Source organism: Microbulbifer epialgicus (assembly GCF_041447265.1).
Classification (GTDB): Bacteria; Pseudomonadota; Gammaproteobacteria; order Pseudomonadales; family Cellvibrionaceae; genus Microbulbifer; species Microbulbifer epialgicus.
In genome coordinates this window covers 1-15,384 of record NZ_JBGMEK010000004.1, presented here as the reverse complement: position 1 = coordinate 15,384, position 15,384 = coordinate 1, and the positions used below count along the sequence as shown (strand labels likewise).

Sequence of the window (15,384 nt, the reverse complement as noted above, 5' to 3'; positions counted from 1 at the left end):
ATCTACAGCAAGGTTAATGTGCCTGGTAAGGGGATGCGAGGGATTGTGTAATGGTGGTGCATAGGCAGGAGAGAGCATCAAACCACTACTGGAGATTGCCCCTATTTGGGGGCCAAATCCGGTAAGTCTATGGTGAGGGTGGTTTGCTCAATCGGGCGCCCCTCCATAAATAGGTTAATGGTGTCCTGAATTGCGCTGGATGCCATAAACAGGTTGTGCCCGGCATTCACTACAGTTACCTGAGTCGCATTGCTTAGTCCCGAAATAGCCTCACGTTGGCTTTCAATATAAGTTCTGCCATCTAAGGTACCGCTAAGAAGAAGTATCGGGACATCGCTTTTCGGGTTGGTTCTAAAGCTATTGCCAAGGTCCAGCTCTGGCGCCAAGCCATCATAGCGGTATGAAAAATTGAGATAGTCCCTCAGAAGTGCCGTCTCGGCTTGCACGGCTACTCGCGCTTTGCGCCCTTTACTGATACCGGAGGCAATATCCATGGCGGTTGGCATGGGGCGCAGAGATATAGGGGCCCCTGGCTGCAGGAAGCCATCGGGGAAATAGCGACCAGGTACTTGGTCGAAAGTCGGTGTTTTGCCGAGATCGATTGCCCGATAGAAGTTGAGCAAGTGCGCTGCGCTTCTGGGATCGGCGATAAATGCAGAGGCTATCTGCTGCATATCTCTGCGTTGTAACAAGTAATCTTTTTTGCTGCCGTCCCGTTGGGTCAGTTGGATTTTCAATGGTTGCTTGTCCAGCTTTGCGTGCACCCGTTGCATCAGACGCTTTATATCTGGGTAAGCAGTTTTGGCTGCTGGTTGTTGATTGACCGCCAGTTGAAGGCGATCCAGGTAGGATTCTGTACGGGACGGTAGTTTAACCGTTTGATTTAGCCCCTCTGCACTGGAAAGAATAACTCGGTCGATAGAACCCTCTATGTGCTTTAATGCTGCCAACGCCAAGTGGCTGCCGTAGGAAGTGCCCCAAAGTACTATTTTTTCCGCTCCCAGGTGTTGCCGCAGGGCTTCCAGATCCCGCGCATTCTCCAAAGTGTTATAGGCTGTAAGGTCGACACCTGTATTGCGCCAGAAAGAGAGGCACTCCTGTAGGGCGCTGCGATGGTGATCGATGTATTGCGCATCGGAAATGGGAGTTAGGGGCGGAATAGTCTGTTTCGACTCACAGTTGGCCAGGTCGTTGGAGCGCCCGGTACCGCGCTGATCCAGGGCAATAACATCACCGTATTTGCGCAACGCCATAAACATACCGAACCGGTAGTTGACCGCCATAATTCCAGAGCCTCCCGGCCCACCGGCCAGGTAAACAATGGGAGGTGCGGCTTTTTTTCCAGTTGCTGGAAAGCGCACATATTCGATAGAGAGTCTACGGCTGTCTTTGATATTACGATTTTCTGGCACTTCAAAATAGCCGCTGAAACCGTCGGCAGTTTTTTTACTCCAGGTAGTAAACGTAAAGGGCTTCTCGTTGGCCATTGGTGCTGTGTGAGCGCTTGCAGAGCCCAATATAAAAGTGGTGAGAATAGGGCCCCAAAAAAAGTTGCGATTTCTAAAGCGTTTCATAAGCTACTACGCTCTCCTTGTAGAGTTCTAAGTACTGGGCTGGATGTAAAAAACACTTCTCTTGCGACACGCTGTGAATACATTCCTGCATGCTTGCAATCGATATCCATGCCTCATACAGTCCCGAGTGAAGTGTATCCTGCCCCTTCGTCTTATTAGTATTTTCGAGCAGCCTGATTGGAAAAATTCTGGCTGAGCCAGTTTATGATACGAGAAGATACCTCCTGAGGCTTCTCTTCCATCACAAAATGACCACTGTCCTCAATAGCAAATGCCTGAAGATTCTCAATATAGTCTTCCAGGCCGACTTTCAGCCCCAAAGGATTTATTGGATCCTGGGAAGGCCAGAGGTAGAGATAAGGAATATTCAGCCCCCAATGTAACTTGCGTTTCTGAAGTTCTTCCCAGGTTTTAGGCATTGCGCGATACCAGTTGATACCCCCATCAAAACCCGTCCTGCTGAAGGTTTCAATATATACCTTGAGTGCAGTTTCAGAGATAAAGAGAGGGTCTTTTGGCTGGGTGCTGGCCATCATTGTGGCTAGGTCGAGCTTTCTCTCCGGAGCCTCTACCGGGAGTTTGGAAAGGTTGGTGGTGGTTAAGTAATCCTTGCGAAAAAAAGTACGGAAAAAAGTTTCTACATTGCGGTTAAGTAATTTCTCTGGGGCTTCTGGTTGTTGCATAAAGCGGTTATACGCCGGCTTGTCAACCACCTCCTTAACACTGGTGTGTGCTGGAGGAAGATCTTTGGGACGGAAATTATGGGGTCCACCGATATTTATCAGGCCCGCACACCGATTTGGATAGAGTAGTGCCATGGTATCTACAACAAAACTGCCCCAGTCATGCCCGCAGAATACCGCTTGCTCCAAGCCCATGTGATCCATCATGCCCACTAGATCATCACAGACTTCCGTTGTTGCGTAGGCAGATATATCTCGTGGCTGATCACTTTGCCCATACCCACGTAAGTCTGGAGCAATAGCCTGGTAGCCGGCTTTGGCAACAGCATTCATCTGATAACGCCAGGAAAAAGCGAGCTCAGGAAAGCCGTGGCAGAATATGATGGGGAAACCCTTTCCCAGTTTATAAACGGCCAAAGTGATGTTGTTAGTAGGTATAAAAATCGGATCAGGGAAGCTTGTTGCTTTAACTGCACGTGGACTACTGCCGGAAGTGGCTATTGGTAGCGTTGAACTGGCCAGAAATAAAGCTGAGAACCTGATGAAATTCCTCTTATTCATTGTTCTTTTCCGAGTGATTTTTTATAGCTTTAAAGTGTGGGCGGAATCTTTTTTTTTGGGGGGCTTTTTCTCCAGATGTAGCTACAGTTAAAAGGGTCGTTGTTTACTTAATCAGTGGTCCAATAATGGGGCAGTCGATTATGTTGGGATCGAAAGCAATCAGTAAGTGAAAAGATGCTCTCAAAATTACCGATACAGCTTTCAGGATGCTTACAAAGTATAACGAGTCACGTTAGTAATGAAAATAGATTTCAGTTGTTACTATAGGTGACAGGTGTATCCATAAAAGTACCAGTTAGGGAAGGTTGATACGATTGTTACATCTCTTAGTTTGGATGGGTTGGAAATGGATTTTTGAAGAGGTTACGGTGATTCCTTTAGCACAATAGAACTGTTTTGTGTTTCAAGTTTTGTAGGTTTGTTTGGGGTTTTGTCAGTTTGTACTAATTTACCTAGAGTTTAATATTGTTGGTGCAAATTAGCAGGAAAGAATTGATTCAGGAATTTGTGTGACTTTTCCAAATTTATAGAGGTGCTCTTATACTAATTTCCCAAATTACTGGACGCCTTTGGGTAAAGCGCCGAAAGTTATTCCCAATGCTTTGTGGGGCGGGTTGGCTGGATGCGTTGTTTCCCATGGATCGCCACAGGGGGTGTTTCGCTTTATAGTAAATTTTAGTAAGTATTTATTTCTTCACGGTACTCGTTTGATTCGTCCAGAAACAACTGAGTATGTATGTGCCGAATCTTTACCCACCGCTGCCAACGCGAAAAGCTCAAAGAGAAATGTACTGCAAACCCCGTACTGGGGACATGGTTATAAGTATATTGACCCTACACATGGTGAACAGGACAATCATAGTTATTATTTGGATATGCAGCAGCGATTGCCTGAAGTATGGGGTGCTAAAGGGCATTTCATCGAGGAGTATAAAGAAATAGCAATATCGATTTTGCGAATGAATGGAATTTTAGCATAACAGAGCTAATAGTGGTTTATGCGGTTAATTAAAAAATGATGAACCACCGTCTTTGGCGGTGATACTTGAAAGGGCTTTGCCGTTGCGGTGTGCAGAGTAAAAATATGGACTTTATAAACCGGTAAGTTCTATTAATGCGGCAATATGCTAGATTGGAAATGTCAAGTTCGCATCAAGCGTTGTTGCAGGTTCTATATTGTATTTATGCCTAAATATCGAAAGAAGGCGTTACTTGGGATGCTGCGCAGAGAGAGATTGGATCAATATTCCAAGATTTTTGCCGTCAAAGCGGCGTTGAGTTGGTTGAAGGTTATGTGATGAAGAACCATATTCATATGTCGTTGATGATTCCAGCGAAGTTCAGAGTAGCTAAAGTAGTTGGATTTCTAAAAAGAATGTCAGCAATTCAAATATTTCGAAATTATAAACATGTGCGGCGGAATTTTGCTGGCTATTATTCCTGGGCACGAGGTTACAGTGTAAGCACGGTGGGATTTAATGAGAAGATGAATCGAGATTACATCAAGAATCAATAAGGCGAAGAGCGCCGTCAGGAGCATATGAGGCTGACGGGGTTGTAACATAGCTGCCCCGGAGGCTTTCATCATACTACTCACTCTTTGGATGATTGCTGATTTGGAGGTGTTTTTACTCTAGATGTAGTCGGGGTTGAAAGCGCCCTCTTTGAAATTACCGGCGAATATAAGCTGTGTACAATTTCTTATATTGCTCAGTAGTTCAATAATGGGTCATTTGAATATATTGGGATCGAAAGCAATCAGCAAATGTTCCAAGAGATGCCCTCAAAATTATCGAAACGGTTCTAACCTGTCTGTACATTCACATCGTGATTTTCGATGCTGGGTGAAAGTAATATTTGGATTACAGAAGATAGCATTAAAGGAGTTCTTAGATTGTCAGGACACAAACAAGGTGTAATGAGTCATGTTAATGATGAAAATAGATTTCAGTTGTCACTATAGGTTACGGGTGTGTCCGTAAAAGTATCAGTTAGGAAAGGTTGGCACGGCTGCTACATCTCTTAGATTGGAAGGGTTGGAAGTGGCTTTTGAAGGGGTTGCGGTGATTCCTTTAGTGGCGTAGAGCTGTTTGGTGTTTCTGGCTGTTTAGGTATGTCTAGAATTTTGTACTAATTTATTTTCGATTCAGTCAGTTTGTCTTTTGGAGCTTATGGGGGGTGGATCAGGGTGGCTTGAAGTGGGAGTGTGAATGTGAATGGTGTGCGTTTGTGGTTCGGCACTAAAAATGTATTGAAAGGAGTTTACGGGTTTTCATCCCCCCTGAAAAATTTTAAGACACATTTTATGTGATCACGATGGTTTTTCTTTTTGTTGATTGTTGAATATTCTCAAATATTTCTGAGGAGAAATGCAGATAGGCGCATAATTCCTCATAAAGTAAGTCTTGGAAGTTTATCAATGGTCGATGTGCGGTTATTCTAATTTTACTGGGATTTGATAAAACAAAAATAAATTAAAGTGCATTTTCCAACTGTTGTTGTGCGTTGATTTTTTGTGACCTAGCGGTCCTAGGTTTTGCTTGGTTTTATTGCTGTTGGTTGCAAATGCTACGCCATGAAGTTTTAGTAATTTTTCTTTTGTTACTCGCCCGGTATTAATGCTGCCTGTTAATGTGTCAAGCTTTTTTTGGTGCAGTTGAGTGATCAGCATATTTTATAAATAACCAAATGCTTGTTTGTCTATGAATAAACGCTGCCAACAGGATGTAGCTGCATGGGTGAGGGAGTACCGTTTAGGGTTAAGGCGATATTTTTCCTCTAGAGTAAATCTTTCTGATGTGGATGATATGGTTCAAGAGGTTTTTGCCCATCTGCACTTGCAAATCAAAAAATCTGGAGCAGACATAAAAAATCCTAGGAGCTACATTTACACAATAGCTGGAAACCTCTTGGTCAGTCATGGCCGATACCAGAAATCACGATGCAGAGCGTCGCATGATTCACTCAGTTGGGAGTTGGATATTCCAGATGTCATAACACCTGAGCGCAGGGTGATCGGTATTCAGGATTGTCACCGGGTTCGGCAAGCCATCTTGCGTCTGCCGCCTCGAGCGGGAGCTGCTTTCAAGTTTCACCGCTTTGAAGGAATGACCTATCAAGATATTGCCGAACGTATGGGCATCTCCAAAGAATCGGTAAAAGAGCTTATTCAGCGTGCTTTAGTGAGAGTAAGGAAAGCAATGGATGAAGTACCTTGAATTTACTACTGGGTCAGAAGGAGAGAATACACTGCACTCGAGACGCGCTGTGAATACATCCCTATAAGCTCGTAATCGGCATCCATGCCTCATACGGTCCCGAGCGCAGTGTATTCTTTCCTTCCCTTCCCTCTTTTTAGTTTCTCGTGTAAGGGATGGGGAGATGATCGTTTAATAGATTTGTACAGTAAGTGTGGATGTTTTTGCGACAAATATAGTTATACTTAAAGATTATCCCTCGCGTAAGCTAAAGCTTATTATCTCTTTTCTTTCTTGTAGTTTGTCTGTCCGTAATATTTTTTAGTTGCCCTAAACTCTATTTTGGTGGTGACAAATTTATAAATTTTGCATAAATGTCCAGAATTGGGTCGGATTTTTAGTGGTCTTGATTGCGGTTGAAAAAATTTACCTGTTTGGTTTTTTGTATTGCTACTGATTCTTGTTTTAATTTGGCAGTTTTTGTCATATGGAGTTGAAAGATTTCGATAATTTTAGCCTGGTGTTTATTACAAACCTTTTTGCTGATCAATAAAGAAGGAGGTGAAAAGTTAAATATTTATCCCCCCTGTTGCGAATTTAAAGCGTCGATATTTTAGTTAGGCCAGAGATAAGGTGGTGTTTGGCTGACGTAAAAATAATAGAGAAAATTACAAAGAGAGACTCAGTATGATGAGCCTGCGTAAACAAGAAAAATTGATTGCACAAGTGATTCGTGCCACCAATCCGGTCAATCAAACTGCACCCTGGTACAGTGCTGCAATAGCCTGCCTGGTAATGACTGCCGCACCTTTGACGGCCTTTTCCCAGGATGGGCAGGAGGAGGAGCAAAGAAGCCGCTCCAGACAGCCTATAGAGGAGGTAACAGTTACCGCCCAGAAGATCGAAGAGAGTATCCAGGATGTCCCCATCGCAGTTTCTGCGCTCTCAGGGGACAATATGGATGAACTGAAGATTGAACGCGGCGAGGAGTTGCTGCGCGCGGTGCCCAATGTGAATTTCTCCAAGTCAAACTTCAGTAGCTATAATTTCGCTATCCGAGGAGTGGGTACCAAAGCGGTTTCTGCCGCTTCCGACCCGGCAGTAGCGGTCAGCTTCAACAATGCTCCATTGATTCGTAACCGCCTGTTTGAGCAAGAATTTTTTGATGTACAAAGAGTCGAGGTACTGCGCGGCCCCCAGGGTACTTTATATGGCCGCAACGCCACTGCGGGTGTGGTCAATATGTTGCCTGTGATGCCAGAGGATGAATTTGCCTCTGAAGTTAAGGCGGAGATAGGCAGCTACAACTCCAAGCGTACCAGCGGTATGTTTAACCTGCCTCTCGGGGAAACTATGGGGTTTCGCCTCTCTGGTGCGTTGACCAAGCGAGATGGCTTTGATTACAACATCCATACCGGTAACGATGTTAACGACCGCGATCTCTATTCCACCCGAGCCATCTTTGAGTGGGAGCCGAGCGAGTCTTTTAATGCCAATCTAATTTGGCAGCATTTTGAGGAGGATGACAAACGCTCGCGTACCGGTAAGCAGCTCTGTACTAAAGATCCAGGCCTCTCAAAGATTGGTGATACTGAGTTGACAGGTTTTACACCGGTTTTTTTAAGCCAGGGATGCCTGCCTGGATCGGTATATAGCGATGATGCCTATGATGTACCAAATGCCAAGGGGTTCGCTCATGTCCTAGTCACTGGGCTAATCCCTACGAACTATGGTCCGGTAATCGATTGGTACATTGACCCTTATGAAAATGCGAGTCAATCCCGGGACCTTCGTAAGATCGAGACTAGCTATGATCCTGTATTCCGTGCAGAGAATGACTTGGTGCAACTGAATTTTGAATGGGCCCTGACGGATTCTCTCACATTTTTCTCTCAGTCAACTTACGCCAAGGATGATTACTTTTCCTCCCAGGATTACAACCGCTATGTGTCAGACCCAATTTTTAATGATGGTGGCGATTTAAGTCCCACCCCCGACGGGATTTATACTGATCCGCAGCTGGGTCCTTCGGATGGGATACTGGCGGTAGATGTCAGCCGTTCTGATAATAAGCAGTGGAGCCAGGAGTTCCGGCTGCAGACATCTTTCGACGGTCCCTGGAATTTTTCTGTAGGCGCTAACTACCTGGATTTTAAAACTCAGGATGACTATTTTGTTTTTAACAATATTTTTAGCTTGGTATCGGAATACCTATTTAATCAAGTACAAGATGAGGATGGGAATTGGATCACCCAAAATTGTATAACTCCAGAGGAGAATGTGGGTGGTGACTGTATATATGTAGACCCCAACTCACTCGAAAATATTGATGAGGAGGGTCACAATTACTTCCTGAGTCGCAATTTGGTGGAGACCCGCTCCTGGGCGCTATTTGGCGAGGCCTATTGGCAAATTAATGATGATGTAAAATTGACCACCGGGCTGCGCTATACCGATGATCGCAAGCGCTCAACCCCGGTGTCCAGTCAGCTGCTACTGGGTACCTTGTATAATGAAGAAACTGGTGAGGTTGAGTCAGGTAACTTCACTGGGGGCTTTGCTCACAGAGGTTACCCAGAAGGAGATCAGGTTACCCTAGACTGGCAGGAGTATACGGGGCGTGCGGTATTGGATTGGCGCAGGGAAACCCCGTTTACTGACGAAACCATGTTCTATGTTTCCTTTGCCCACGGCTACAAGGGTGGCGGTACCAATCCGCCCCGCGCCGATATTGATCCAACTAAAGTGCAATACCAGCCCTTGGAGGAAACATTTGAACCCGAGTTCGTCAATGCGATTGAATTTGGCACCAAGAATATTCTGCTCGATGGTAGCTTAACGCTGAATGCCAATGCCTTCTACTACGACTATACCGACTACCAAGTTTCCCAAATTGTCGACCGTATTTCGCTCAATGAAAACTTCGATGCCGAGAGTATGGGCCTGGAGTTGGAGTTGGCCTGGCAGCTTACCGATGCTACTCGGGTGGATATGAATATGGGTTATCTGAAGACCCGTATTGCGGATGGTGAAGAGTCTATTGATGTGATGAATCGAACTCAGGGCAATGAAGACTGGGTGTTGGTGCGCCCTAGCTTTAAAGTGCCCTCCAACTGTATTGCACCAGTAGATCTGGTTGAGACAGTTTTGAGCACGGAGAATATATTTGCTATCTGGTCACTTTGTTCGGGGTCTGCTGAGTATGGATCATTTTCTCCTGAGATCGAAACCGATTTACGCTGGGATACCATCTATGGACTGGACCCTTACAACCCACTCACCGATGCGCCGAATGGAGGGCGAGGTTTTTCTGCTGACCTGAGCGGCAATGAGCTGCCCAATGCGCCGCACTTTACGGTAAATTTGGGAGTGCAGCATACGATTCCGATTGAGGACTGGGACTTGACACTGCGTACAGACTACTATCGTCAATCGGAGAGTTATGCAAGGGTTTACAATACCGAGTATGACCGTTTAAAGGCTTGGAGCAACCTCAACGCTTCAGTAAGCCTGAGTAACTCCAATTCTAACCTGTATATGCAGCTCTATGTGAAGAATCTCTTTGATGATTCGCCGATCACGGATATGTTTACCAATAGCGATGACTCCGGTCTTACCACTAATGTCTTTACTTTAGAGCCGCGTATAGTTGGTTTTAGTATTAGTAAAGGCTTTTAAAATGATTTGGCACCTTGGTATAACGCCATTTATTTAAAAGGTTGCCTCTCCCGAAAATACTGCAGCAAGCGGACAAAATACAGTTGTTATTTGCTTGCTGCAGTGTTGCAATAAGTTTCTTATTTGCAAATAGATTATCTGTCAAGAGCCTTTCAGTCCTGTAGATTTTCTCCGATCAAAATATCCCTCATTGGAATTGAATCGACAAGCCTACAAACCTACAAGTTGGCGGGTTAATGCAGTACAAGGGCGTATTGTCGTCAGTCATAGGCCGACGCAAGCCGGTAAAATACTAGCAGATTCGCATACCTACCAGTAATTACTAACAAGAGGAAAGGAAAGAACACAGCCTCGGGACCGTATGAGGTATGGATGCCGATTACGAGCTTACAGGGATGTATTCACAGCGCGTCTCGAGTGCAGTGTGTTCTTTCCTTCTGACCCAGTAGTAACTGTCAGGTTAATAGTATATTTATCGCACTTTTGCTGGAAAATGGGGGATTATTCAGACTCTCTTTAAGAGCGTCTATTCGTTTGGTGAACTGCTGAATTTGAACTGAAGTGGGATAGAATTAAATCAGTAAGGTGAGATTTTATCACAATCGAGATAAATCAAATCAAGACTTTGGAAGCTATACGGTGAAGAAGATAATTGAAAGACGCCACAAATACCACCAACATTTGTTGGCGGTATTTGTGGCAGTTCATATCATCAGTGGTTATTTAGGGCACAGTGTAAGATGACTGGGGGTTGGTTGACACAACACCATCAATTACGCAGGCACCTCCTGAGCCTGAGCTTGGGATTTGAGCATTATTAAATGTAATTCTTCCGGTTGACTGATCAAAAGAGCCTGTCAGATCTCCTGTACAGTCGCCAGTTACCGCGCTTACAGTCACATTCTTTATGGTAACGGTATTATTGGCATTACCCACTAGAGCGTATGGTAGCCCCTCAAAAGCGACCCTACTACACATATTTAGCGCGCCACCTGAGAGCGCCAAGCTGCCAACAGAGGCATCTGCTCCAGTTGAATTAACACTTCCAGAGAGATCGCAGAATAGCGTGAGGCCTTTTTTGACTTCCAGGTTGCCAACACTTGCCAGAGCGATAGCGCCAGGGGGTGACCAGGTTTCGGCAGTGGCCATACTGGACATTCCGATAGTGGCAAGGCAGATAGAAGCAGCGGAAAGGATCTTTTTCATAGTAATAATATTCCTAATATCTCAGTGAGTTATTTGTGTGGACGTATTAATCAGCAGTTAGGTGTTTTTCATACGCCCCTTTTATATATCCATCATCGCCGGAAGTACTTCACTTAAGAGCAGGGACTAACGATGTTGCCCTAAGGTTCGATACCTTCCACCATTGAAGACGAAGTGGGACGCCTGTTGGGGGGGAGGGAGAATTTAAAAAGGCGTAGTTTTATTTCTGAGGAGAAAATTCCATCCGCAAATTTAATTGAGTGTTCGGATTAATGCTTTCATTCAGTTTTGAGTAGTTAGGGCGGAAAGTCCCGAAACTGTTTCAAGTTTTTGTTGGAATTAAATGTAAGGCAGGGTAGTTACGGGCTTCCATTTTCAATCGCCGATTTGAAGCTGGACGTCCAGAAAATTTCCTGCTTATATGATTTTATTAAAGGGTTATTTTAAAATGATCTAAAAATAAAATTTCACTAGCTCGTTAAAGGGGTGTAAAAGGAAGTGGCGGGTAGGTTGAGATAGTGCCGCTCACTATGTAGGTGGCTTACTTGGTATCTCATTGGTGAATTTTGCTTTATCGAACGTGATCTCACCAATGGACTGATTAAAATCGCCGCTCACCCCCCCCTGAGCAATCCCCTCACATATGGAAGTCGGAAATGGTGATAGTGCCGTCCGTATTTCTTGTCAGTTGAAGTGGAAATTCCATATTTCTATTTGAATTTTTACAGAACTCAAAGTGGCGGCCTGCGAAAGTGAGGCTACCAATTGAGGTATCATTCCCGCTTGAGTTGATGCTACCTGAGAGTGTGCAAAGGAAGTAAAAGCCGTCAAAAATTATCAGTTATCCAACATTGGTAAGCTCAATAGCACCCTCTGTATACCAAGTTTCAGCGTTGGCAAAATTGGAAGCGCTACGGTCAATACAGCTAGATACAACAAACGGAGAAGTAAAAAATACACTGCGCTCGGGGCCGTATGAGGCATGGATGCCGATTACGAGCTTACAGGGGTGTATTCACAGCGCGTCTCGAGTGCAGTTATTCTTTCCTTATGACCCATTAGTATTTCTTTATCCTTATCATGGGAGCGTCCTTAATTGGTGAGTAACCTTGATAGGTTTGCGGAGAGGTCAGTTTGCTTCTGCCAATCGAGCTTTTGGGGTGCAATACATCACGACTTGCAGGGTGGAGGCGACTTTCCAAGCAGTTCCGCATTGTTTAGGTTGCTATTGGGTGGGGGCTCTTGCGAGGAGAGCGTGGTGTGCCGGCGCCCCAAGTAAGATTCTGGCATCATAAGAAACTATGGCGGTACTGGCCAGTGGCTCACCGGGGCTGGTCCCCGAAGCAGCCTTGTAGGTGGTTTCTGTTGCACACAAGGGGGATATTGTTGGATTTTTGCTCTCCCGGCGATCTATCCATATTGTTATACTCCGCGCCCCTGAAAGCCCTTATGTTGATACGGAGAACCTGATGTCTGATTCACAGTGCGATATTGGCTTTATCGGCGCCGGTGTGATGGGCAAGAACCTGATCCTAAATCTGGCCGATAACGGCTACAGGGTCTGTGCCTTCGACCTGGATCACAACCGACTCAATGCACTGTTAGAGCAGGACAAGAAAGAGCGCGGTGATCAGCCTGCGCGTGTAGAAACCTGTAACTCTTACACCGAGCTGCTGGCCAAAGTGAAGGCGCCGCACCTGATCGTTCTCTCGGTACCTGCGGGGGCGCCGGTAGATGATGTCTGCTGCAAATTATTGGATGCGGGCCTAAAAGCCGATGATATTGTGGTGGATACCGGCAATAGCCTTTGGACCGATTCGGTGGATCGGGCCAAGCGCTATGAGGGCAAGCTGATTTTCTTTACCACGGCAGTATCTGGTGGCGAGGTGGGCGCCCGCTTTGGACCATCGTTGATGCCCAGTGGCGACCGCTATGCCTGGAGCCGTATAGAGCCGGTTTGGCATGCGATCGCAGCCAAAGTGGATAAAACCAACGGCCAGCCTATCGAACGCTTCGAACCTGGCAATCCAGTGCAGGAGGGCGAACCCTGTGCCGCTTACATTGGCCCTATCGGCTCCGGCCACTATGTAAAGATGGTGCACAATGGTATTGAATATGCCGATATGCAGATGATCTGCGAAGCCTATCATGTGATGCGCAGTGCCCTCACTATGTCTCCGTCGGAAATTGCCGAGGTGTTCCGCGAATGGAACCGCGGTCCGCTGAACAGTTACCTGATCAATATCAGCGCAGAAGTACTGTCCACTCTGGATTCAGTGACTGAGCAACCGTTGGTGGATGTGATCCTGGATCGCGCCGGCCAAAAAGGCACCGGCCTGTGGACAGCGGTCAGCAGTTTGGAAGTGGGTTGCCCGGCACCGAGTATTTCTGAGGCGGTATACGCGCGCTCCTTGTCCACCCGCAAGACCTTGCGGACCCGCGCGGCGCAGAAATTAAAGGGGCCCCACGTATCACCGGTAGCGGCTGAGCAGCGTGAAGAGGTGATTCAGCAGCTGCACGATGCGCTCTACTGCGCCAAGATTTGTGTATATGCCCAAGGTTTTGACCTAATGAAGTTGGCGGCGCGGGAGCAGGGCTGGCAGTTAAACTTCTCCGAAATTGCGCGGATCTGGCGTGCCGGCTGCATTATTCGCGCAGTATTCCTGCAGTCCATAAGCGATGCTTATGATCGCGATTCCAAGCTTTCCAACCTGTTACTGGATGATTTCTTCACTCAACAAATTGCCGATCATCAAGCCAATTGGCGTCAGGCGGTGGCAAGTGCCACGCTGAACGGTATTCCGGTGCCGGCGCTATCCTCGGCATTGAGCTACTACGATGCTTTCCGCATGGAATCCCTGCCGGCCAACCTGCTGCAGGGGCAGCGGGATTTCTTCGGTGCGCATACTTTCTCCCGTGTGGACCAGCCGGAACAGCGCAAATACCATGTGCAGTGGAGCGAGCCGGGTCGCCCAATTGTCGAGGTCTGATTGAGTGGGGCACTTGAATCCAATTTACCAGCCCATCAGGAAGGGATGAGCAGATCTCTTCTTTGGTGGGCGAATCCGGCGCGGTAAGCGCCGGCAGGGCACTCAGAACACGACCTCTTCCACTTACCCTGCCAAGCTGTCGGCTTCTGAGCGGGAGGCTTTGGCGATAATTTCCTCGACACTGACCGATTCTGTATTGGTGCCACCGAAAGCGGTGAGCAGGTCCTTGAGCAGGGCGGAGATTTCCAGTGTCATTACGGCGAAGTCGGCATCGAAGCGTAGCGCTGCGTTATCGCCATCGGCACTGTCTGCCTTTTCCAGTAACTCATCGCTGAACTTAACGCGCTTGAGGGAAAGCTGGTCATCGACCAGGAATTCGACTCCGCCGCGCCACACCAATCCCAGCTTGTGCACCTGTAACCCGGCCACTAGGTGATTGTGGATTTCTTCCGCACACAGATCCTGGTTTTTACAGCGAATGACACTGCCACTGTCTTTGGGGTCGCGCAGTTCGCATTCGTGGCCAAATTCAAATTGCGCTGGGGCCTCTGGTGCAGTGAGCCAGTGGGTCATGGTTTGTTGTGGCAGGTTCTTAGCTGATAAGGGTATTACAGCAAGGCCACTAATCGCTTCGCGCAGGTTTTCCAGCAATTCCTCGGCAGCGGAGGCTGAAGAGGCATCCACCACCACCCAGCCATCCTGGGGGGCAATATAGGCATAGTGAAGTCGCGATCGGGCAAAGGCCTTGGGGCGCATTTCCAGCAGTACTTCATCCTTGAGATTTTGCCGCTCTTTGCGGCCTACTTGGCGGGCTTCTTTTTCAGAGATAGCTTGGGCGAGCTCTTCCACCTTTTCATTCACGACTGCTGCAGGCAGAACCTTTTCCTGCTTTTTGGCACAGATCATTAGGTAGCCATTGGTGGCGTGCACCAGCTGGCTGCCGTGGCGGCCCAGAGGGGGGACCCAGCCATAGCGACTAGAATCCTGGCTGCCGCAGGGTACGAATGCCTGAGATTCCAGCAGTTCGTTTAATGTTTCGGCATTGAGGTCGAATTCTTTGGTCAAGCGGTAGATACGAAGGTTTTTAAACCACATACATCAGGCCATTTATTTTGAGTTGCGAGTGCGGTCGCCAATTATGCTGAAACTAGGGCGGGGCAGCTAGTGATGTGTTCCCAAATGCCTGATTGGATATTTTTACACCACTTTCTATCACCGGGCTTAAGGGGCGCCAATGGTGCCCCCCCAAAGTTGAAAGGGCTACCTCAGAAAGCCGCCCAAAGAGGGTCCGGTGGCCTGATCAAAATCAGCGGCGTGAAGCCTGGCAACTTTCATATAGATAAAGCAATCCGGTTTTGGCCCAAAGTGGCATCGTTGGATATGCTACGGGGTCAGAAGGAAAGGATACACTGCGCTCGAGACGCGCTGTGAAACATCCCTGTAAGCTCGTAATCGGCATCCATGCCTCATACGGTCCCGAGCGCAGTGTATTCTT

At 47.0% G+C, this 15,384-nt stretch carries 10 protein-coding genes; 5 read left to right on the top strand and 5 right to left on the bottom strand.

The genetic code is table 11. The features are described from left to right. Window positions 1–101: 101 nt before the first annotated feature. A complete protein-coding gene (locus ACCI49_RS03145) occupies window positions 102–1,574 on the bottom strand; it encodes an alpha/beta hydrolase (RefSeq protein ID WP_371837522.1) in 1,473 nt (490 codons plus the stop codon). Window positions 1,575–1,729: 155 nt separating this feature from the next. Continuing rightward, complete coding sequence (locus tag ACCI49_RS03140) at window positions 1,730–2,818, bottom strand: alpha/beta fold hydrolase (protein WP_371837521.1); 1,089 nt, start codon at window positions 2,816–2,818, stop codon at window positions 1,730–1,732. A gap of 569 nt (window positions 2,819–3,387) precedes the next feature. Here ACCI49_RS03140 and ACCI49_RS03135 point away from each other — a divergent pair. Further along, the gene (locus ACCI49_RS03135) at window positions 3,388–3,798 is read left to right on the top strand and encodes a hypothetical protein (protein ID WP_371837520.1); all 411 of its coding nucleotides are present in this window, start codon (window positions 3,388–3,390) and stop codon (window positions 3,796–3,798) included. Window positions 3,799–4,010: 212 nt separating this feature from the next. Beyond that, window positions 4,011–4,334 (top strand): IS200/IS605 family transposase, encoded by a 324-nt coding sequence (gene tnpA / locus ACCI49_RS03130; protein ID WP_371837660.1) that lies wholly within the window; start codon window positions 4,011–4,013, stop codon window positions 4,332–4,334. A gap of 918 nt (window positions 4,335–5,252) precedes the next feature. On the opposite strand, the gene ACCI49_RS03125 is transcribed toward tnpA, so the two are convergent. After that, a complete protein-coding gene (locus tag ACCI49_RS03125; protein ID WP_371837519.1) occupies window positions 5,253–5,489 on the bottom strand; it encodes a hypothetical protein in 237 nt (78 codons plus the stop codon). A gap of 31 nt (window positions 5,490–5,520) precedes the next feature. Here ACCI49_RS03125 and ACCI49_RS03120 point away from each other — a divergent pair, with 31 nt between their 5' ends. Together ACCI49_RS03120 and ACCI49_RS03115 are read left to right on the top strand one after the other, a co-directional pair. Beyond that, complete coding sequence (locus tag ACCI49_RS03120; RefSeq protein WP_371837518.1) at window positions 5,521–6,036, top strand: RNA polymerase sigma factor; 516 nt, start codon at window positions 5,521–5,523, stop codon at window positions 6,034–6,036. 666 nt (window positions 6,037–6,702) lie between these two features. Continuing rightward, complete coding sequence (locus ACCI49_RS03115) at window positions 6,703–9,693, top strand: TonB-dependent receptor (RefSeq protein WP_371837517.1); 2,991 nt, start codon at window positions 6,703–6,705, stop codon at window positions 9,691–9,693. A 723-nt stretch (window positions 9,694–10,416) separates the two neighbouring features. Here the strand turns inward: ACCI49_RS03115 and ACCI49_RS03110 are convergent. Beyond that, window positions 10,417–10,899: a PraA/PraB family alkane oxidation protein activator gene (locus ACCI49_RS03110; protein ID WP_371837516.1), complete on the bottom strand. Its 483-nt coding sequence runs from the start codon at window positions 10,897–10,899 to the stop codon at window positions 10,417–10,419. A gap of 1,469 nt (window positions 10,900–12,368) precedes the next feature. On the opposite strand from ACCI49_RS03110, the gene gnd reads away from it, so the two are divergent. Further along, complete coding sequence (gene gnd, locus ACCI49_RS03105; RefSeq protein WP_371837515.1) at window positions 12,369–13,889, top strand: NADP-dependent phosphogluconate dehydrogenase; 1,521 nt, start codon at window positions 12,369–12,371, stop codon at window positions 13,887–13,889. Window positions 13,890–14,012: 123 nt separating this feature from the next. On the opposite strand, the gene rdgC is transcribed toward gnd, so the two are convergent. Then, a complete protein-coding gene (rdgC, locus tag ACCI49_RS03100; RefSeq protein WP_371837514.1) occupies window positions 14,013–14,984 on the bottom strand; it encodes a recombination-associated protein RdgC in 972 nt (323 codons plus the stop codon). Window positions 14,985–15,384: the final 400 nt, after the last annotated feature.